The organism is Yersinia sp. 2541 StPb PI (assembly GCF_052217145.1).
Lineage (GTDB): Bacteria > Pseudomonadota > Gammaproteobacteria > Enterobacterales > Enterobacteriaceae > Yersinia > Yersinia enterocolitica_E.
The window spans coordinates 539,113-559,292 of sequence record NZ_JAZGQB010000001.1 but is presented as its reverse complement, the minus strand read 5'-3'; the positions used below and the strand labels follow the sequence as shown (position 1 = coordinate 559,292).

Below are 20,180 nucleotides of genomic sequence, written 5' to 3'. Positions count from 1 at the left end.
CTGTGAAATAACAACAACCGACTAATTCTCTCACCCTAGGTAGGCTGCGTGAAACTAACTGATTTTTTAATTGCTCTATGCATTACCGCAATTTGGGGGGCTAATTTTTCGGTAATAAAACTTGGCCTGATTGCCGCAGACCCGCTTATTTTAGCCGGGATTCGCTTCACGCTCTGCGCCCTACCCGCAGTCCTTTTTATCAAAAAGCCTGATACTTCATGGCGATACATAATAGGTTACGGCCTACTGTTTGGTATCGGTTTATGGGGTATCGTCAATCTGGGTATTAAAGCGGGTGTCTCAGCGGGAATCGCTTCGTTAGTGCTGCAATTCGGCGCGTTCTTCACCATGATCCTTGGCGCATTGCTGTTTCGCGAAAAACTCTCAAGATATCAATGTATTGGTATCGCCGTTGCGCTCTTAGGGCTTATCAGTATTATTTTCATCAGTGATGGTTCTGTCACGCCTACTGGCCTGATATTGGTATTGTGCGGTGCAGTGGTATGGGGGCTGGTGAGTATTATAATTAAAAAAGCCAATACCAAACAGGTTTTTGCCTTTCTAGTTTGGTCGAGCCTATTTTCCCCTATCCCACTATTTCTACTGAGCTATTTATTTAATGGCTCCAGCGGTTTTACTGAGTTAGCCACCCAGTTCGATGTAACCACGCTGTTCTCTATTCTATTTCAGGTCTATCCCAATACGCTGTTTGCCTATTGGATTTGGAATTCATTACTGACCAAATACCCGGTTTCTGTTGTCGCGCCATTATCTTTGCTAGTCCCGATTTTTGGCCTGCTAGGTTCCGTGATGATTTTTAGTGAAAGCATTCCCGCCGCGAAAATTGTCGCGATGATACTGATTATCAGTGGGCTGATTATCGGCCTCTACGGTAGGCGGCTTATCGGCTTGCTACAGAGGAAATTCTCAATGGCTCCCTAGTTTTGCTGCCACCCAGTAAAATGGCCTGACTGAAGGTGCTATAGTCAGCTTTTATACTCCGACGAGAGCTATTATGTCCCGCAGCCAGCGTCTGCTTGACCTGATTCAAGTGCTACGCCGCCATCGCTATCCCGTAACAGGTGCTGCGTTGGCGGAGGAACTGGCTATCAGTGTGCGGACACTTTATCGCGATATTGCCACCCTACAACAGCAAGGCGCTGATATTGCAGGCGAACCCGGTCTGGGCTATGTGCTGCGCCCAGGTTTTATGCTGCCGCCCTTGATGTTCTCCGAAGAAGAGATAGAAGCACTGGTATTAGGGTCGCGCTGGGTCAGCCATCGTGGAGATACCCATCTGAGTGCCGCTGCCCGTAATGCTTTGGCGAAAATCGCAGCGGTTTTACCTACAGATTTACGTGACGAATTAGATGCCTCGACACTGCTCATCGGCCCTGTCGGCCATATGCCTGACTGTGAACTGGCGCTACCGGTATTGCGCCGCGCAATCCGTGCCGAGCGCAAAGTGGATATTACCTATCAAGACCTGAAAGGGGCTAACTCATGTCGCCGCATCTGGCCTTTTGCTATCGGTTTTTTTGAACAGGTGCGCGTAGTGGTGGCCTGGTGTGAGCTACGCCAAACCATCCGTAACTTTCGCGCGGATCGAATAAGCGCTATTTCTCTTACGGATCAACGCTATCCTCAGCGCCGACAGCTGTTGCTAAAACAGTGGCGGGAAGCGGAAGGCATCGATGATCAGTCGCTGCTGTCGACACCACCAAAACCGTAGTTTTTTATTGTCACTACAAATCAATAATCACTACTGACAGAAACTGTCAGTATGCCCCGCTAGGATAGAACCCAGTTAAGCGATATTCGGTTAACAAAAAAACTATCCATTTGATTAGATACCTAAAGTATTTGGAATTTCAGGTAGGCCGGTCGAGCACCGATTTGGGCGCTGCAATTTCAAGTACTAAAGGGATAAGGGGAAAAACCATGGCAGATCCGAATTTCATTATTCTTTATGTTGATAGCCCGGCCAACAGCGCGACGTTTTATGGTGACTTGCTGGCAAAGGCACCGGTAGAACTTCACCCAACCTTTGCCATGTTTGCACTGGATTCAGGGGTGATGCTGGGCTTATGGTCAAAACATACGGTTGAACCGGCGGCGACAGCCACCGGTGGCGGTGGTGAAGTGGCTTTTGCTCTGGCCGATAAAGCTGCTGTGCAATCGTTATATAATGACTGGCAACAGCGCGGCTTATCTATTTTGCAACAACCATTACAGATGGATTTCGGCTATACCTTTGTGGCTTTAGATCCTGATGGCCACCGCTTGCGAGTGTTTGGTGACTGATTAATAGCCAAGTTATAAATAGCCATCGCGAGAAACGAAGGGGATATACTTTATAGGTATAATTCCTTCGTTTAATACTTCATGTTACTGCCCCTTCCCTGATGTCATATTCATGACGGCTATCACAATCAGCACACTGCGATTTCCCAAGTTGCACAGCACCGTCTAAATTTGAATAAAAAATCTCATCCGACCACTTGCTGCATTCGGCCAGAGCGGCAGAGACATAACAATAACGGTTTGGTGATATTGCGCAGATTTACGTTGCTGCAATATAGCCAGAATGCACCCGATGGAGACTGCAATGTTAGCTTACCCTCACCTGCTCACGCCCCTTGATCTTGGCTTTACTACCCTGAAAAATCGCGTATTAATGGGTTCGATGCATACCGGGCTAGAGGAATTACCCGATGGACCTCAACGTTTGGCCGCATTCTATGCTGAGCGGGCCGCCGGTGGTGTCGCCCTGATTGTCACTGGCGGTATCGCCCCCAATAAGCAAGGCGTGGTGTATCAGGGGGCCTCAGTATTAAATGATGCGGCGCAAGTCCCCCATCATCAAATCGTGACGGATGCAGTACATCAGGCGGGCGGTAAGATCGCGCTGCAAATCCTACATGCCGGCCGTTACAGCTATCAGAAACACCCCGTGGCTCCTTCCGCATTGCAAGCGCCGATTAACCCCTTTACCCCACAGGCATTGAGTAGTGATGAAGTACGGCAAACTATTGCCGACTTTGCCAACTGTGCACAGCTTGCCAAACAAGCGGGTTACGATGGTGTCGAGGTGATGGGATCTGAGGGCTATTTGATTAACCAGTTCCTCGCTGCCAGAACTAATCAGCGCGATGATGACTGGGGCGGGGACTTTACCCGCAGAATGCGCTTTGCCGTAGAAATTGTGCGGGCAGTCCGTGAGGCGACCGGAACTGATTTTATACTGATTTACCGCCTTTCGATGCTTGACCTGGTGGAAGAAGGTTCCAGTTGGCAAGAAATTGAACAATTGGCGCAGGCGGTTGAACAGGCCGGTGCCACCCTGATTAATACTGGCATTGGTTGGCATGAAGCACGTATTCCCACTATCGCTACCATGGTGCCACGGGCCGGATTCAGTTGGGTGACGCGCAAATTGATGGGGGCAGTGGCTATTCCGCTGATCACCACTAACCGCATTAATGACCCTGCGGTTGCTGAGCAGGTACTGGTTGATGGTTGCGCGGATATGGTGTCAATGGCGCGCCCGTTCCTCGCTGATGCGGCGTTTGTCCAAAAAGCAGCACAACATCGGGCCGACGAAATTAACACCTGTATCGGCTGCAATCAGGCCTGTCTGGACCAGATTTTCGAAGGCAAACTCACTTCATGCTTAGTCAACCCTCGCGCGTGCCGTGAAAGCGAAATGCCCATACTCCCCACAGAAACACCAAAACGGTTAGCCGTCGTCGGTTCCGGGCCGGCCGGACTGGCTTTCGCCGTTACCGCTGCCAGCCGTGGTCATCAAGTGACGCTATTTGATGCTGCAACAGATATCGGTGGCCAATTCAACATTGCCAAGCAGATCCCAGGTAAGGAAGAATTTTATGAAACGCTGCGCTATTTCCGCCGTCAGTTGGTGCTCCATGGTGTTATTCAGCAGCTAAATACCTCGGTACAGCCACAGCAGTTGGCTGATTTTGATGAAATTATCCTCGCCTGTGGTATCCAGCCACGCCTGCCAGCTATCAAGGGGATTGAGCATCCGAAAGTCCTTACTTATCTGGATGTATTGCGCGATAAAAAACCGGTCGGTGAGCGCGTGGCCATTATTGGTGCGGGGGGAATTGGTTTTGATACCGCCGAATACCTCAGCCAATCCGGTGATTCCAGCAGTCTGGACAGTGCTGCATTCAGTCGCGAATGGGGCATCGATCAACATTTGGCACATCGTGGCGGATTATCCCCGACGGGGTCCAAAGTGCATCCGTCACCTCGACAGATTTTCTTGTTACAACGGAAAACCAGTAAAGTGGGTGAAGGCTTGGGTAAAACCACCGGTTGGATCCACCGTACCAGCCTGGCGATGCGTGGGGTGAAAATGCTTAACAGTGTGAGTTACGACAGCATTGATGATGAAGGTTTGCATATCACCCGTGCAGAACAGGCGAGCTGTTTACCCGTCGATACCATCATTATCTGTGCGGGCCAGGAACCGCGTAGGGAATTACATCAGCCCTTGCTGGATATGGGAAAAACCGTGCATCTGATTGGTGGCGCTGATATCGCCGCTGAGCTGGATGCACGCCGGGCAATTGATCAAGGGACGCGTCTGGCGCTGGCTATATAAGCAGGAATAAGCAAAACAGGGGGTGGCATGACCCCCCCCTGCGGCTTCAAGCAGGGAATACCCAAAGTAAGTGGAGTCGCAGGTAGGCAGCAAGTGAACAAACCCCGATGAGCTTACATAAGTAAGTGATTCGGGTGACAAATCTGCCGGGAGCTGATTTGAACGCTGCTTGCAGCGGCCTCAACGAGGTGAGGCCCATGGACGGGCCGAGTAAAGAACGTAGCTAACACCCCTGTGGCTTCAAGCAGGGAATACCCAAAGTAATTGGAGTCGCAGGTAGGCAGCAAGTGAACAAATCCCGATGAGCTTACATAAGTAAGTGATTCGAGTGAGTGAACGTAGCTAACACCCCTGCGGCTTCAAGTACGAAGGGTATTTAGAAATCGCTATACGACATATCAAGACTGCCGCTACCACCACCCTCGGAACGGGATGATGCCGTTTTCACTGCTTTCAGCACCATAAATTTCTGGTTTGAATCTAATGTTTCGCAGTTACCGAACAAACGTTTAAGTTTGTGGAAATAGTCCAGATGGCGATTACCCACAATCATCAGTTCCCCCCCCACCTTCAGACAACGTTTAGCATCACAGAACATCTGCCAGGCCACATGGTCACTGACCGCATGCTGTTGGTGGAACGGAGGGTTACATAGCACCAGTTGCAGGCTCTCACGCTCAACACCGGCCAAACCATGGCTTACCATGAATTCACAGCGTGGTAAGTCTTGTGGGCGGTTATAGGTGATATTCAGCTCACTGGATGCAACGGCCATATAGGACTCATCGACAAACAGCATTTCTGCCAATGGATTTTGTTCCAATGCAATTAAACCGACGACACCATTACCACAACCCAGATCCGCGATTTTGCCCGCCACATCATACGGCAGGATCTCCATAAAGAAGCGCGCACCGATATCCAAATTATTGCGAGAGAAAACGTTAGCATGGTTATGGATGACATATTCGGTATTCGCCAGCGGCCAATCGGTGGTTTCCGGCGCATCTGCCAGTGGAATATCTGCCACTTCGCAGTGAATCAGGCGGGATTTCTTCCACGCCAGCGTGGTTTTGGTCGGGCCAAGAATTTTTTCGAACAATTGCAAAGTTGAATTATGCACATCGCGGGATTTCGCCCCAGCAATAATCACCGTATCTGGGGCTACGACCAGGCGCAATGCGCGTAATTGCTGCTCCAACAGCGCCAAAGCTTTAGGGATCTTAATCACCACCAGCTTAGGAGCGGCGGGTAACGCATCAATACTGCTTAATAGGGTAACGGCATTTTCATCTAACTGATTTAACTGCACGTTATGCGTCGTCGCCAACTGGCTCATATAAGAGTCACTGACACTGAATGGACGATAAGCATGTAAAGCGCAGGCCAGCGTTCCAAACTGATCATTAAATACCAGCACCGGGCGGCCATCAATTTGGCTTAAGTCAATGTTTTGTAGCAGATATTCATCTGCTGCTTCCCACGCCTGTAGGGTATTGGAATTTTCTTGTGGTGGAAAACGCTCAAGCTCAAGGCTTTGCGTTCCCAGTAAGAGTTGGCTCATCACCGCTCCTGAATAATAAATTTGGGCTGTTTATCCCCTAAAACGGGCGATCAGTAAAATGTTTTTTTGCTTAAATGACATTTTAGCAAGGCCAAAGCTAGCTAAAAGGCAGAAATGCCAGAGGCATGACCTGATAAGCAATCTGACCAATAGCTCAACATAGCTTAATCAATGGCGTATTTTACCCTGATACCAATCATTACCAAAGCTTACTTTCATGTTAACTCATTATCAAATGACTCAAATTCTTTTGGCTCAATATAAAATACCCAACCAGACGAACTTAAACAGTTTATTAATTATATATTATTATTTATTCACATAACAAATTAAATAATTAATATATCATTATTTAATTAAATCGCATCAAAAATTATATTTATTTTAACCAAATTCAAATGCAACACATTGAGAGGAAACCAATGTTTGTCGTTGGAAAATAATATATCTCGTCATTGATAAATTTTTAACATTAATTACCAGGAAGGTAAATAAAAAATGTATATGTCAAATATTACTCAGCCCGATAGTGGCAAAGAAACACTGCAACCTACTGACGCCCATTTATCACCTTATCGTATAACGCCTTGTGCTAAAGCTATTGGTGCTCTGTTATTAGTATTGGGTAGCACAACTGCCTGGGCTGATAGTAAAGATAGTTTATTCGATGAAGTAGGTGCTGTATTTACTGAAGCCAGCGATCTCTTCCAGGCGATAAAACCCGTTGCTGCTAAAGTGCTCTCCCCAGAGCCTATTGCTCAAAAACAACAGCAGCTACAAGAGAGAAAAAAACCGAAAGCAGGCATCAATATCCCACCAGCGGATATCGTAGACAATATAGCTAAATCAACACTTGTCATTGGCCACAATCCGCAAGCCGGTAGCTATCTTGCCAACCAAATGGCTGCACAACAGATGTTTATTACTGACGACCTACAGCATCGCCAAGGAGAAACTCCCTACATTGACCCAATGACGGGCGAGCAAAAAGTTACCGGCATGTGGTTAAACACCAATGGGGCGATAACCCGCTTTAGCTCCGGTCAGGACCAACTCCACACCAAAGGCACCCGCTATTCAACTCAATTAGGGGGCGAAATAAGCCAATGGAGCAGCGGTGAACATGATCTAGGAATTCTGGGAATAACTGCCGGTATCGGTAAAGCCAGCAGTCGTAGCAATTCCACCACATCTCAGCATCAAGCTAATGGGTCTGTAGTTGGCTATAACTTAGGGTTATATAGCGTCTGGCATGCCAACAACATCAGTCAACTTGGGCCTTATATTGGTTTACTTGCACAATACGGAATGTTTAATAATCAGGTTAAGGCACCAGAAGTCGTCACCGGTGCGAATTATAAGTCTTATATATTCACCTCGGCGTTAGAAACAGGTTACAAAATTCAATTAATCGAAAAAGAGAAGGCTAAGTTATTTGTACAACCGCAGGCGAAAGTATTGTTGCAACGTAGCAGTGGGCTGCAACATAAAGAACTCACCGGGCCACAGATAAAGATAGAAGAGCACAATACGGTTACGACCAAATTAGGATTACTTACAACGCTAGAACTTGGCACTGATACTTTATCTACTACTAACACCTTAAAAATCAAACCGTTCATTGAAACTAATTGGATAAATAGCAACGGGAATAAAGGGCTATTACTGGATGATGCCCATATTACACCGCAAGGAATTAACAACATTGCTGAGTTGAAACTAGGTGTTGAGGGCAAGTTCAATAACAACCTTAAGCTATGGAGCCACCTTGGTCAGCAGTTAGGTAAGCACAATTACTCAGATACCCAAGCGACTTTGGGTATCAATTACCAATTTTAAATTAGTTAGATACTAATTTCTTAACGAAAAACCAGTACCAGCAAAGTGTAACGTGATGCTGGTACTGATACTTTTTATTTAAGTCATTAGATTTGGCCCAACTGCACAATAGGATTTTGTCTAAACGATGGGAAAACGTTATTATCGGCCCATATCAGCCATCAATTGATTGACTAACTTAGCCAGAGCAAATACATATGCAGGAACTGACTTATCTGCAAGGTTATCCCGAAAACTTACAGTCTCAGGTACGCCAACTCATCACCGAGCAGCGTCTGGGGAATGTATTACGTCAGCGCTATCCACAATCCCATGATTACAATACGGATAAGATGTTGTATCAATACACGGTTGATTTAAAAAACCAGTATCTACGCAACGCTCAGCCGTTAAGTAAAGTGGCCTACGACAGTAAAATTCAGGTGATGAAGCATGCTCTCGGCCTGCATACCGCAATTTCCAGGGTGCAAGGTGGCAAATTGAAAGCAAAAGCAGAGATTCGGGTCGCCACTGTGTTTAAAAACGCGCCAGAAGCCTTCCTAAAAATGATAGTGGTTCATGAATTGGCGCATTTGAAAGAGAAAGATCACAACAAAGCATTCTATAGTTTGTGCTGCCATATGGAGCCGCAATATCATCAGTTAGAGTTTGACACTCGCCTCTATCTGACTCATTTGGATCTGTTTGGTGCGATTTATTAGTATTTGATTTACAAAGCCATACCGAATAGATTTCAAGGGGCAGACAGGCGGCAAGCAAGTGAACATAGCGCCCCCTGTAACGTCAAGTACGAAGGGAATTCGCCAAGAAAATCTCCCTGTGGGTGTAACCATCTGGCGGTTCAACGTGTTTTTCTTCTGTAGTAACGGAGTTCACTATGATTCGCTTCGCTGTTATTGGCACTAATTGGATCACCGCACGCTTTGTTGATGCCGCCCACGAAAGTGGCAAGATGAAACTGGTTGCCGTTTACTCCCGTAAGCTGGAACAGGCCCAAGAGTTTGGCGATGATTACAACGTTACTGACTGCTTTGATAATCTGGAAGCCTTGGCGACGAGTGACCAGATTGATGCGGTGTATATTGCCAGCCCGAACTCCCTACATTATCCCCAGGCAAGATTGTTCCTCAGCCATAAAAAACACGTTATTTGCGAGAAATCGCTGGCATCAAATCTGGCTGAAGTCGAAGCGCTGGTTGCCTGTGCCCGCGAACATCAGGTCGTGCTATTTGAAGCTTTTAAAACTGCCTATCTGCCTAACTTTATTCAGTTAAAGCAGGCACTGCCCAAGGTGGGAAAATTACGTAAAGTCACCATTAACTTCTGCCAATATTCATCACGTTACCAGCGCTACCTGAACGGCGAAAATCCCAACACCTTTAACCCGGCCTTTTCTAATGGCTCAATCATGGATATTGGTTACTACTGTTTGGCTAGCGCACTGGCATTATGGGGCGAGCCGAAATCAGTACTGGCCAGCGCCAGTTTGCTCCCCAGTGGGGTCGATGCCCACGGCACCGTCTGTATGAATTATGGCGATTTTGATGTGGTTCTCATCCATTCAAAAGTCAGCCAATCAGATATCCCCAGTGAAATTCAGGGGGAGGATGGTTCGCTGATTATTGAAAGTATCTCTGAATGTCTGTCTATCGCCTTTACCCCAAGAGGGGGCCATTCGGTGGATCTGACGCTGCCACAGCATATTAATACTATGCTGTATGAAGCTGAGGTTTTTGCCAATTTGGTGGAAAATGCGCAGGTAGAACACGCTGGTTTGCAGTTGTCGTTGCTCACCTCGCGTATTCAAACAGATATTCGCCGCCAGACTGGGGTTATTTTCCCAGCCGATACCCAGCCACCGGCTGTAAGTTAATTTACTTTCAATGATTGACCAGCAGCCCATTTTCAATTATTTTTGCGCGGCAAAGGGGAGTAACTTCATTGCCGGTCAGCCGTCATTACGGTGCGAAAGCACCCGGTTACCGGGCAACCTCATTATGTACTAGCACCTATGGGTGTTGTTACATTATCGGTGTTGTAAGTGAGACCTTGCCGGAAGGCGAGGTTTGCTTGCAGCTCAGACATAGCGGCTAGCGTCTTCCGACGTTGGCCGTTTTTGTTTTTAAGAGGTTTATGAATGATGAATACCGTGGGTACTCCCTTATTGTGGGGTGGTTTTGCTGTTATCGTGACGATTATGCTTGCCATCGATTTACTCCTACAGGGGCGTCGTGGTGCACAAACCATGACACTGCGTCAGGCTGCCTGCTGGTCTCTAGTGTGGATTAGTTTGTCTTTACTGTTTAATGCTGGTTTTTGGTGGTATCTGGCCGAAACAGTGGGGCGTGATATCGCCGACAAGCAAGCACTTGCCTTCCTGACTGGCTATCTGATCGAGAAAGCACTCGCCGTAGATAACGTCTTCGTTTGGTTAATGCTGTTTAGCTATTTTGCTGTTCCTGCCAATTTGCAGCGCCGGGTACTGATTTACGGTGTGCTGGGTGCGATTGTACTGCGTACTATTATGATCTTCGCCGGCAGTTGGCTGGTGTCGCAATTCAGTTGGATCCTGTATCTGTTTGGTGCTTTCCTGCTGTTTACCGGTATCAAAATGGCATTGGCAAAAGAAGACGATACTCCCATCGGTGAGAAACCACTGGTTCGCTGGATTCGTAATCACTTACGCATGACGGATGAGTTACATGGCGACCGCTTTACTGTGCGTAAAAATGGCCTGCTCTATGCAACACCACTAGTGCTGGTATTAATTCTGGTTGAGCTAAGTGATGTGATTTTTGCCGTTGACAGCATCCCAGCTATCTTCGCGGTGACCACCGATCCCTTTATTGTGTTGACCTCTAATCTGTTCGCTATTTTAGGTCTGCGTGCCATGTATTTCTTACTCGCAAACGTGGCCGAACGCTTCTCAATGTTGAAGTATGGTTTATCCGTCATTCTGGTGTTTATCGGTATCAAAATGATGATTATTGACCTGTTCCATATCCCTATTGGCATTTCATTAGGTGTGGTAGCCGGTATTCTGGCACTGACATTGTTAATTAATGTCTGGGTAAATCATCGTGCAGACCGCCGTTTAGCAGCAGATAAGACTATCCACAAGTAAGCTGCCTGACGCTACAATCTATTATGCGGGGAAGTAATAACCCCGCATTTATCCCGTATATTTCGCCACTCACCAAATGTTATTACGATCACATAAATGTAAACGAAATGTTATGCAATATTGATCCGTATTGGATTTTGCTGATTGTCTTTTTCCTCGCCAATAGATTCCCTTATACTGTCAAAGCAAACACACCCAGTTACAAATAATATTAAGTTACAGGTGTGAACATAAGCGCTCAGTCCCGTTCCGGTTTGAGTGCTAAATGGGTAAAAAAATAAAACAAGTTTAACTTGGGAAGAGGCATCACTGGAAAACTATGGAAAAGACACCATCTGGATTTATCGGGTTTATCGCCCGTGGTAGTTTAGTTAAACAAATACTGGTCGGTTTGGTGGCGGGTATCATTTTGGCCGTGGTCTCTACCCCTGCAGCTACAGCCGTTGGTCTGCTCGGTACATTATTCGTTGGTGCATTGAAAGCTGTTGCACCGATATTGGTTTTGATGCTGGTCATGGCCTCCATTGCCAACCATAAACAGGGGCAAAAAACCAGTATCCGCCCTATTCTGTTTTTGTATCTATTGGGTACCTTTTCAGCCGCATTGATTGCTGTGGTGGTTAGCTTTATGTTCCCATCCACCCTTATTCTGGCGACCAATACTGCTGAAATCACCCCTCCCGGTGGGATTGTAGAAGTACTGAAAGGCTTGCTGAACAGCATAATTGCTAACCCGATTCATGCGCTGCTCAATGCCAACTATATCGGCATTCTGGCCTGGGCCGTGGGCTTGGGTATTGCCTTGCGTCATGCTGCGGATACCACTAAAGCCTTAATTAATGATATGTCTGATGCGGTGACCAAAGTGGTACGAGTGGTTATCCGTTTTGCGCCGCTGGGTATTTTTGGCTTGGTTGCCTCCACCATGGCAGAAACGGGTTTTGGCGTGTTACTGGGTTACGCACAGCTACTCATCGTATTAATTGGCTGTATGTTACTGGTGGCATTAGTAATAAACCCACTGATTGTGTATTGGAAAATTCGCCGTAACCCATATCCACTGGTCTTTGCCTGCTTGCGTGAAAGTGGTGTAACCGCCTTCTTTACCCGCAGTTCAGCGGCTAACATTCCCGTAAATATGGAAATGTGTAAGAAGATGAACCTGAATGAAGACACTTACTCAGTCTCCATTCCATTGGGTGCCACCATTAACATGGCCGGCGCGGCAATTACTATCACCGTGCTGACACTGGCGGCGGTACATACGCTGGGTATTCCGGTTGATTTACCCACAGCGCTGTTGCTGAGTGTAGTGGCTGCGGTCTGTGCCTGTGGTGCATCCGGGGTTGCCGGTGGCTCGCTGTTGCTGATCCCATTGGCTTGCGGCATGTTTGGTATTCCAAACGAAATAGCAATGCAAGTGGTCGCAGTTGGTTTCATTATCGGTGTGTTACAGGATTCAGCCGAAACCGCCCTGAACTCCTCCACCGATGTGCTGTTCACTGCCGCAGCCTGCCAGGCAGACGATGCCAGATTGGCTAATCCAGATCCACTGGCGAACCGTAAAAGCATCTGAATCAGGATAGTGTCATAACCCGTGGGGGCGATTACAGCCCCCAGTTTTATTGGGCGGCGTCTTCTTTTACCGCTTTCTTCTCAACCCGGAAAGGGTCTATTCCTTTAAGTTGCAGGCGGCGGAAACGGATAATATTAAAACCGTTTAGCAGTAAGAAACTGCCTTCAATTAATGAGCCACCAATAGAGCCCAACCATACGTTATGGATAACCCAGCAGACGGTGGAGACCCACATCACACAACGGGTGGTCAGCCCATGGGTGCGAAATAGTGCCCAAGTACTAATTACCGTGCCAAAAATGGGCAATATTTCCACCGCATGTTGCATACGCCAAATACCAAAAGTCAGCGTCAGGATGATAAAGACCATCATCGCAATATTACTGCGCGTTTTAGCGGCTACCAGATTACGTAATGCGTTAAGCATGGCACTACTGCCGGCAGCACTGGCTCCCATCAGGAAGAAGTGGCAACCAATAATGGCACTGTATGCGGAAAGTTGAAGTTTGAAACGCCGTTCATCACGGTTGAAAAACATGGTGATACCGACAAAAAATGCCAGTACACCAATGGATTGAGCAAACCAATAGAAGGTCATGGTGGGGAGTCCTGAAGTGCAGTTACCCGCACTGAGTCTGACTGTTAATAATGAACCCCCTTCGTGCTTGAAGCCACAGGATTGTTAGCTGCCCTTTACTCGGCCCATCCATGGGCTTTATCTCGTTCAGGCCACTGCAAGCAGTGTTCAAATCAGCTCGGCAGATTTGTCACCCGAATCACTTACTTGAGTAAGCTCATCAGGGTTTATTCGCGGGCGGCCTACCTGTAACTCCAATTACTTTGGGTATCGGAGCTTATTTATAAAAAATAAAACACCGTTTCATATTATTCGAAAGACATACTATTTACAAGGTTACACCACTTTTAAAGATCGCCAGTTCGCGGAAATCATTCACTTCATTGCGCGCCGGTTTACCATTGGCAATGTCGACAATCAACTCGACAAACTCAGTCAACAAGGTGTCCATTGAGGTGCCGTGAATCAACTTACCAGCATCAAAATCAATCCAATGTGGCTTTTTCGCTGCCAATTCACTGTTGGTTGCCAGTTTCACCGTCGGTACAAAACCACCGTAAGGTGTGCCACGACCAGTACTGAACAGCACCATATGGCAGCCAGCACCCGCCAAAGCACTGGTTGCCACCGCATCATTGCCCGGTGCGCTGAGCAGGTTCAAGCCGGGACGTTGCAAGCGCTCGCCATATTTCAGTACATCGACCACTTTGCTCTGACCCGCTTTCTGGGTGCAACCAAGGGATTTCTCTTCCAATGTGGTGATACCGCCCGCTTTATTACCCGGTGATGGGTTTTCATAAATCGGTTGGTTGTGAGCGATAAAGTACTGTTTGAAATCATTGACCATACTGACCGTCTTTTCAAAAGTCGCTTCATCGCGGCAACGGCTCATCAGAATACGTTCCGCACCGAACATCTCCGGTACTTCGGTCAGTACAGAGGTTCCGCCATTCGCAATAACATAGTCAGAGAAGCGCCCCAGCAGAGGGTTAGCCGTAATACCGGACAAACCATCAGAGCCGCCACATTCCAGACCAAATTTCAGTTCACTCAGTTTGCCCGGCACCCGTTGGTCATTACGCATCACCTGATAGAGCGCATGTAAATGCTCTAAACCGGCTTCAACTTCATCATCCTGCTGCTGGCAGACCATAAAGTGCACGCGATCTTCATCAACCTTGCCCAGAGTAGTTTGGAAAACATCTACCTGATTGTTTTCACAACCCAGGCCAATCACCAGCACCGCACCCGCGTTAGGGTGACGTACCATGTTTTGCAGCATGGTACGGGTATTTTCATGATCCTGACCCAGTTGTGAACAACCGAATGGGTGGCTGAACAGATAAACACCATCAATACCTTCTGCATCCTGAGTCTCTTTCAGGAAACGCTGCTGGATTTGGCGGGCGATGCCATTCACGCAACCAACAGTCGGCACTATCCACAATTCGTTGCGAATCCCCACATTACCGTTAGCACGACGGTAGATTTGTACCTCACGATCTGCCATTTGTGGTGGCAGGTCACTGAATTCCGGCTGATATTGATACTCATCCAGATCACTGAGGTTAGTCTTGGCATTTTGCGAATGAATATGTTCGCCCGGTTGGATGAGAATTAATGCATGGCCAATAGGCAAACCATACTTAACGATCATCTGACCCGGTTCGATCGCTGTTAAAGCAAACTTATGGCCACGGGCCACCGGCTGAGCCAGCTTAACGCTGAGCTCACCGGTTTCAATGACTTCATCTGCGGCCAGGTCTTGCAGTGCGACAGCAACATTATCCAGCGGGTGAATTTTTATAATACTTTGCATAGTTAAACCTTTAGCTATAGGCCGCTACCGCAGCTCTCATGCCACGATCAATGATTGTTTGCAGTTGCTCTGTCACCTGGTTGGCCAGTTGTGGAACGGCGGTCAAATCCTGCCCCCAATGGGTCGCATCAGACAGTACGCTGTTAACTAACTCAGCCAGAGTGATATCACTGTGTTTTACACCACTCCACAAGGTGGAAAAGCGTTCCAGCCAGTGAGCATCATCCTGCAACGGGTAAGTTTGACCCTCACGCTCACCACGGTAAAAGGCGATAAGGGCTGCCAGAGCAAAGGTCAGACGCGGTGGTAACTTACCTTGCTGCTGCTGGTAGGTTAGCAACTGTGGCAAAATACGCGTACGGAATTTAGTCATACCATTCAAGGCGATAGACAGCAGTTGATGCTGAATGAACGGGTTGCGGAACCGGCTTAATACCGCTTGCGAGAACGACAATAATTCGTCTTCTGGTAAATCCAATACCGGTACAATCTCTTCGGTAATGGTTTTCTCTACAAAGCTGCTGATTTGTGCGTCATCCATCGTCTGGCCGACAGTGTCCAGCCCAGAGAGGTATGCCACGGGTACCAGCGCGGTGTGTGCACCGTTCAGAATGGCAACTTTGCGTTCTTTATAGGGTTTGATGTCATCAACGATACGCACGTTCAGCTCAAGCTGATCGAGGCGCAGTTCCTGAGCCAGTTCTTTTGGCCCTTGAATAACAAACAGATAGAAGTATTCTGCGGTATCCAGGAAGCTGTCCTGATAACCCAGTTCGGTCTGTAAGGCAGCCACTTCATCACGCGGATAGCCTGTAACGATGCGGTCAACCAGCGTTGAACAGAAAGTATTGTTTTCCGTTAACCACTGGGTGAAAGCGGCAGGTAACTGCCAGTGACTGGCATAACGCAACACCAGTTCGCGCAGTGCTTCACCATTGTAATCAATCAGTTCGCAAGGCAGTAACACCCAACCTTTATCTGCGGCACCGGCAAAATGCTCGAAACGTTCAAACAGTAAACGGGTCAATTTAGCCGGAAAAGAGCTTGGGGGTGCGTCACTGAATTGGTCGGCTTCATTCCAGGCAATACCCGCTTCGGTGGTATTTGAGAACATAAAGCGGATATTGGCATCGCGGGCCAGCGCCAAATATTCATCGAACTGACGATAAATATTGATCTCACGGTTAACTGAGCGGATCAGGCGGGATTCACGCACCGCTTCGCCCTGCTCATTCAAACCACGGATCACCGCAGTGTACAGACCATCCTGAGTACTGAGTGACGGTGGAAAATCAGTATCGATCGGGCGGATCACCACGATCCCGGCATTCAGATCGGTGTGTTCATTGAGTAAATCAATCTGCCAGTCAACAAAAGCACGCAGGAAGTTACCTTCGCCAAATTGAATGATCTTGTCAGGGTGGCTACGGCCGGGAAAGTCACGACGGTTTAGAGTTTGCATCAGGGTTCACCTCATAACGCATACAGCCATGGACCGGCATTACTGACAGTCCGTGCTTTGCAGGCAATCCTTTCTTTGTAGAGAAGGTCTTTACCGCAGTGCAGCCGGGCGTTAAATAAATAATGAGTTAGAGTTATACAGAGCCGCTAACCGGCCCTGTTATTTGTTATTCAAAGCGATTACAGCTCGATGGCAAAATATTGCTTCGCGTTATCGAAACAGATGTTTTTCACCATTGAACCCAGCAGTTCAATATCTGCCGGAGCTTCGCCATCTTCCACCCAGCGACCAATCATCTGGCACAGGATGCGACGGAAGTATTCATGGCGCGTATAAGACAAGAAGCTGCGGCTATCCGTCAGCATGCCAACGAAGCGGCTTAGCAAACCAAGTTGTGCCAGTTGGGTCATTTGGCGTTGCATGCCATCTTTCTGGTCGTTAAACCACCAGCCGGAACCGAACTGCATTTTCCCCGCAGCACCTTCGCCCTGGAAGTTGCCAACCATCGTGCCGATAACTTCGTTATCACGTGGGTTCAGGCAGTAAAGGATGGTTTTTGGTAATGCATTACGCAGGCCCTGAGCATCCAACAGACGGGATAGTGGCTGCGCCAGTGGTTGGTCATTGATGGAGTCAAAACCGATATCCGGCCCCACCAGGTTAAACATGCGGCTGTTATTGTTACGCAGAGCGCCGATGTGGTATTGCTGCACCCATTCACGGCGGTGATATTCGCCAGACAGGAATAGCAACACTGCGGTTTTAAACTGGGCGATCTCTTCAGTAGTGGGCTGATTACCGGCCAGACGGCGCGCCAGAATCGCATCCAACGTGGCTTCATCTGCTTCACCGTAGACCACGACGTCCAAGGCATGATCCGATACTTTACAGCCGTGCGCGGCAAAGTGGTCCATCCGTTTGTTCAGTGCCGTGCACAGATCGGCAAAGCGGCTGATAGAGGTATCAGCGGCAGCTTCCAAGCGTTGCATGTAGTCATTAAAACCAGCGGCTTCAATGTTGAAGGCCTTATCTGGACGCCAGCTTGGCAACACTTTGATGTTGAAACTGCCATCAGCAGCAATAGCTTTATGGTGGCGTAGGTCATCAATCGGGTCATCAGTGGTACCGACCATTTTTACATTCATCTGCTGCATAATGCCGCGCGCAGAGAAACGGTCCTGAGCCAGTAATTCGTTACCGCGTTGCCAGATCTCTTCTGACGTTGCAGGAGATAATAATTTACCTGTAATACCAAATGGACGGCGCAATTCAAGATGAGTCCAGTGATACAGCGGGTTACCAATAGTATGTGGAACCGTGGCAGCCCAAGCTTCGAACTTCTCACGATCACTGGCATCGCCGGTACACAAACGTTCTGCTACACCATTAGTCCGCATAGCACGCCATTTATAGTGGTCACCTTTCAACCAGATGTCATACAGATTCTTAAAGCGGTAGTTTTCTGCGATCTGTTCAGGGGGTAAATGGCAATGATAATCAAAGATCGGCTGATCTTTTGCGTAGTCATGATACAGACGACGGGCGAATTCGGTGTCCAGCAAAAAGTCTTCGGTCAAAAACTGCGACATATTAGGTTCCTCACTTGAGTACATCTTAGAGCACTGCTCTCTGTTATCGCGAAGTTATCACACCAATTTCATCTATCGTCCAGCATTTTTTTATCGATAGAGATCGCAAAAACCTAACAAAAAGAACAAATACTCAACATTTATAATCTATTTAGCCCCTTGCGGCACTAAGTCTGTCGGGTTCTATTATTCCCTAATTGAAAAGTGGTTTTTGTGATATCACTCAACTTTTAAATCTGTATGACAAGTTATTGTTGCGTCGCCCTCAGTCATCTCATCCGCATTGCTCTATCAAATGCGCTGATTTGACCCAAGCGGGAAGACACAAGCAAGAATGAGAGCAGCTACAGCACAGTTGCTCTCAATAGGAAGGGATACCCAAAGCAGTTGAAGCTCGTGACAGCACGTAGCCTCAACGCCAATAAGAAGGTATGACCCAACGTAATTGGTGTTACAGGTCGGCGGCAAACGAGTGAATCCGGCAAAACTGATTCCAGTCAGTGATGCGGGGGAATGAGAGCAGCTAACACCGCTGTAACGTCAATTAAGCAGGGTCGGGTACCACCACATGCACAGCGATGTAGGTTGGACCAAATTGCGCCATGAGACGCCGCTACAGGTCGCGCTTCATAGCAGTAATCTTAGACTGGGAGAAAGTTATAAATGATGCGTAAAATTAAAGGCTTACGCTGGTACATGATCGCTTTGGTCACCGTCGGCACCATATTGGGTTACTTAACACGTAATGCTATTGCGGTTGCCGCACCGACGTTGCAAGAGCAGTTACATATCACGACACAGCAATACTCTTACATCATTGCCGCTTATTCTGCTGCTTACACCCTGATGCAACCGGTAGCCGGTTATGTTCTGGATGTGATGGGCACCAAAGTGGGCTATGCCATGTTTGCCATTATGTGGGCCATCTTCTGTATGAGTACCGCGTTAGCCAGCAGTTGGGGCGGTTTAGCTATCGCTCGTGGTGCGGTAGGTATGGCAGAGGCTGCTATGATCCCAGCGGGCCTGAAGGCTAGTAGCGAATGGTTCCCGGCAAAAGAACGCTCCATTGCTGTAGGTTATTTTAACGTCGGTTCCTCTATCGGCGGCATGATTGCACCACCACTAGTGGTGTGGGCTATCGTGATGCACAGTTGGCAGATGGCATTTATCATCACCGGTGTGCTCAGTCTGATTTGGGCTATTGCCTGGTTAATCCTCTACAAACACCCGAAAGACCAGAAAAAACTGACTGATGAAGAACGTGAATACATCCTCAGTGGTCAGGAAGCACAGCACTCCACTGCTAACGCGAAAAAGATGTCTGCATTGCAGATTATCCGTAACCGTCAGTTCTGGGGCATTGCGATCCCGCGTTTCTTGGCAGAACCAGCTTGGGGAACATTTAACGCTTGGATCCCGCTATTCATGTTTAAAGCCTATGGCTTTAACCTGAAAGAAATCGCCATGTTCGCCTGGATGCCAATGCTGTTTGCCGATCTAGGCTGTATTTTGGGTGGCTACCTGCCGCCGTTGTTCCAGAAACACTTCAAAGTTAACCTGATTGTTTCCCGTAAGTTGGTGGTAACAATGGGTGGTCTGTTAATGATTGCACCGGGGACTATCGGCCTGTTCACTAGCCCTTATGCCGCTATCGCACTGCTGTGTGTTGGGGGCTTTGCTCACCAATCACTGTCCGGCGCACTGATTACGCTATCTTCCGACGTATTTGGTCGTAACGAAGTGGCCACCGCCAACGGGTTAACCGGTATGGCGGCCTGGACTGCCAGTACCATGTTCGCTCTGGTGGTGGGTGCGTTGGCAGACACCATGGGCTTCAGCCCGCTGTTTGCTGCACTGGCGGTATTTGATGTGTTAGCAGTAGTGGTTATCTGGACGGTACTGCAAAACCGCCCGGCGGTTGAACCTGCAATCGATCCGATACAACAGGCACCTGCCGGACAGAACTAATCTGACTAGTCATTATTGAGCCATTGGTTCGA

General features: G+C 48.0%; 15 protein-coding genes. 10 read left to right on the top strand and 5 right to left on the bottom strand.

Annotation, left to right across the window (positions count from 1 at the left end; translation table 11 throughout):
* Nucleotides 1-48: 48 nt before the first annotated feature.
* The 4 genes from V1953_RS02440 (at nt 49) to V1953_RS02425 (ending at nt 4,630) form a co-directional block, all read left to right on the top strand.
* Complete coding sequence (locus V1953_RS02440; protein ID WP_372569682.1) at nt 49-942, top strand: EamA family transporter; 894 nt, start codon at nt 49-51, stop codon at nt 940-942.
* A gap of 73 nt (nt 943-1,015) precedes the next feature.
* Nucleotides 1,016-1,732 carry a helix-turn-helix transcriptional regulator gene (locus tag V1953_RS02435; RefSeq protein ID WP_083162348.1) on the top strand — a complete coding sequence of 239 codons (717 nt, stop codon included), beginning with the start codon at nt 1,016-1,018 and terminating at the stop codon, nt 1,730-1,732.
* Nucleotides 1,733-1,941: 209 nt separating this feature from the next.
* Nucleotides 1,942-2,304, top strand: a complete 363-nt coding sequence (locus V1953_RS02430) for a VOC family protein (RefSeq protein ID WP_442850605.1) — start codon at nt 1,942-1,944, stop codon at nt 2,302-2,304.
* Nucleotides 2,305-2,608: 304 nt separating this feature from the next.
* Nucleotides 2,609-4,630, top strand: a complete 2,022-nt coding sequence (locus V1953_RS02425; RefSeq protein WP_442850604.1) for an oxidoreductase — start codon at nt 2,609-2,611, stop codon at nt 4,628-4,630.
* A 376-nt stretch (nt 4,631-5,006) separates the two neighbouring features.
* On the opposite strand, the gene rlmG is transcribed toward V1953_RS02425, so the two are convergent.
* The gene (gene rlmG / locus V1953_RS02420) at nt 5,007-6,194 is read right to left on the bottom strand and encodes a 23S rRNA (guanine(1835)-N(2))-methyltransferase RlmG (protein ID WP_372569685.1); all 1,188 of its coding nucleotides are present in this window, start codon (nt 6,192-6,194) and stop codon (nt 5,007-5,009) included.
* A gap of 504 nt (nt 6,195-6,698) precedes the next feature.
* On the opposite strand from rlmG, the gene V1953_RS02415 reads away from it, so the two are divergent.
* The 5 genes from V1953_RS02415 (at nt 6,699) to sstT (ending at nt 12,733) form a co-directional block, all read left to right on the top strand.
* Nucleotides 6,699-8,033, top strand: a complete 1,335-nt coding sequence (locus tag V1953_RS02415) for an autotransporter outer membrane beta-barrel domain-containing protein (RefSeq protein WP_442820467.1) — start codon at nt 6,699-6,701, stop codon at nt 8,031-8,033.
* Between the two features lie 197 nt (nt 8,034-8,230).
* Nucleotides 8,231-8,734 carry a M48 metallopeptidase family protein gene (locus V1953_RS02410; protein ID WP_005192896.1) on the top strand — a complete coding sequence of 168 codons (504 nt, stop codon included), beginning with the start codon at nt 8,231-8,233 and terminating at the stop codon, nt 8,732-8,734.
* A gap of 176 nt (nt 8,735-8,910) precedes the next feature.
* The gene (locus tag V1953_RS02405) at nt 8,911-9,906 is read left to right on the top strand and encodes a Gfo/Idh/MocA family protein (RefSeq protein ID WP_083162340.1); all 996 of its coding nucleotides are present in this window, start codon (nt 8,911-8,913) and stop codon (nt 9,904-9,906) included.
* Nucleotides 9,907-10,170: 264 nt separating this feature from the next.
* A complete protein-coding gene (locus V1953_RS02400; RefSeq protein WP_083162338.1) occupies nt 10,171-11,157 on the top strand; it encodes a TerC family protein in 987 nt (328 codons plus the stop codon).
* Between the two features lie 319 nt (nt 11,158-11,476).
* The gene (gene sstT / locus V1953_RS02395; RefSeq protein WP_083162336.1) at nt 11,477-12,733 is read left to right on the top strand and encodes a serine/threonine transporter SstT; all 1,257 of its coding nucleotides are present in this window, start codon (nt 11,477-11,479) and stop codon (nt 12,731-12,733) included.
* A 46-nt stretch (nt 12,734-12,779) separates the two neighbouring features.
* Here sstT and V1953_RS02390 read toward each other — a convergent pair whose 3' ends face one another.
* From V1953_RS02390 to uxaC, 4 genes are all read right to left on the bottom strand, one after another.
* On the bottom strand, nt 12,780-13,331 hold the full coding sequence (locus tag V1953_RS02390; RefSeq protein WP_083162334.1) for a YgjV family protein: 552 nt from the start codon (nt 13,329-13,331) through the stop codon (nt 12,780-12,782).
* Between the two features lie 307 nt (nt 13,332-13,638).
* Nucleotides 13,639-15,129: a UxaA family hydrolase gene (locus V1953_RS02385; RefSeq protein WP_083162332.1), complete on the bottom strand. Its 1,491-nt coding sequence runs from the start codon at nt 15,127-15,129 to the stop codon at nt 13,639-13,641.
* A gap of 10 nt (nt 15,130-15,139) precedes the next feature.
* Nucleotides 15,140-16,591, bottom strand: a complete 1,452-nt coding sequence (locus V1953_RS02380) for a tagaturonate reductase (protein ID WP_442820466.1) — start codon at nt 16,589-16,591, stop codon at nt 15,140-15,142.
* A 179-nt stretch (nt 16,592-16,770) separates the two neighbouring features.
* Nucleotides 16,771-18,180: a glucuronate isomerase gene (gene uxaC, locus V1953_RS02375; protein ID WP_442850603.1), complete on the bottom strand. Its 1,410-nt coding sequence runs from the start codon at nt 18,178-18,180 to the stop codon at nt 16,771-16,773.
* 663 nt (nt 18,181-18,843) lie between these two features.
* Between uxaC and V1953_RS02370 the strand changes: the two genes are divergently transcribed.
* On the top strand, nt 18,844-20,148 hold the full coding sequence (locus tag V1953_RS02370) for an MFS transporter (protein ID WP_083162326.1): 1,305 nt from the start codon (nt 18,844-18,846) through the stop codon (nt 20,146-20,148).
* Nucleotides 20,149-20,180 lie beyond the last annotated feature (32 nt).

Bases quoted from the DNA above. Each gene is read 5' to 3' on its own strand.
- V1953_RS02415 (WP_442820467.1), top strand. From the start codon at position 6,699: ATGTCAAATATTACTCAGCCCGATAGTGGCAAAGAAACACTGCAACCT.
- uxaC (WP_442850603.1), bottom strand. From the start codon at position 18,180: ATGTCGCAGTTTTTGACCGAAGACTTTTTGCTGGACACCGAATTCGCC.
- V1953_RS02370 (WP_083162326.1), top strand. From the start codon at position 18,844: ATGATGCGTAAAATTAAAGGCTTACGCTGGTACATGATCGCTTTGGTC.
- V1953_RS02410 (WP_005192896.1), top strand. From the start codon at position 8,231: ATGCAGGAACTGACTTATCTGCAAGGTTATCCCGAAAACTTACAGTCT.
- V1953_RS02385 (WP_083162332.1), bottom strand. From the start codon at position 15,129: ATGCAAAGTATTATAAAAATTCACCCGCTGGATAATGTTGCTGTCGCA.
- V1953_RS02390 (WP_083162334.1), bottom strand. From the start codon at position 13,331: ATGACCTTCTATTGGTTTGCTCAATCCATTGGTGTACTGGCATTTTTT.
- V1953_RS02430 (WP_442850605.1), top strand. From the start codon at position 1,942: ATGGCAGATCCGAATTTCATTATTCTTTATGTTGATAGCCCGGCCAAC.
- sstT (WP_083162336.1), top strand. From the start codon at position 11,477: ATGGAAAAGACACCATCTGGATTTATCGGGTTTATCGCCCGTGGTAGT.
- V1953_RS02435 (WP_083162348.1), top strand. From the start codon at position 1,016: ATGTCCCGCAGCCAGCGTCTGCTTGACCTGATTCAAGTGCTACGCCGC.
- V1953_RS02405 (WP_083162340.1), top strand. From the start codon at position 8,911: ATGATTCGCTTCGCTGTTATTGGCACTAATTGGATCACCGCACGCTTT.
- V1953_RS02400 (WP_083162338.1), top strand. From the start codon at position 10,171: ATGATGAATACCGTGGGTACTCCCTTATTGTGGGGTGGTTTTGCTGTT.
- rlmG (WP_372569685.1), bottom strand. From the start codon at position 6,194: ATGAGCCAACTCTTACTGGGAACGCAAAGCCTTGAGCTTGAGCGTTTT.
- V1953_RS02380 (WP_442820466.1), bottom strand. From the start codon at position 16,591: ATGCAAACTCTAAACCGTCGTGACTTTCCCGGCCGTAGCCACCCTGAC.
- V1953_RS02425 (WP_442850604.1), top strand. From the start codon at position 2,609: ATGTTAGCTTACCCTCACCTGCTCACGCCCCTTGATCTTGGCTTTACT.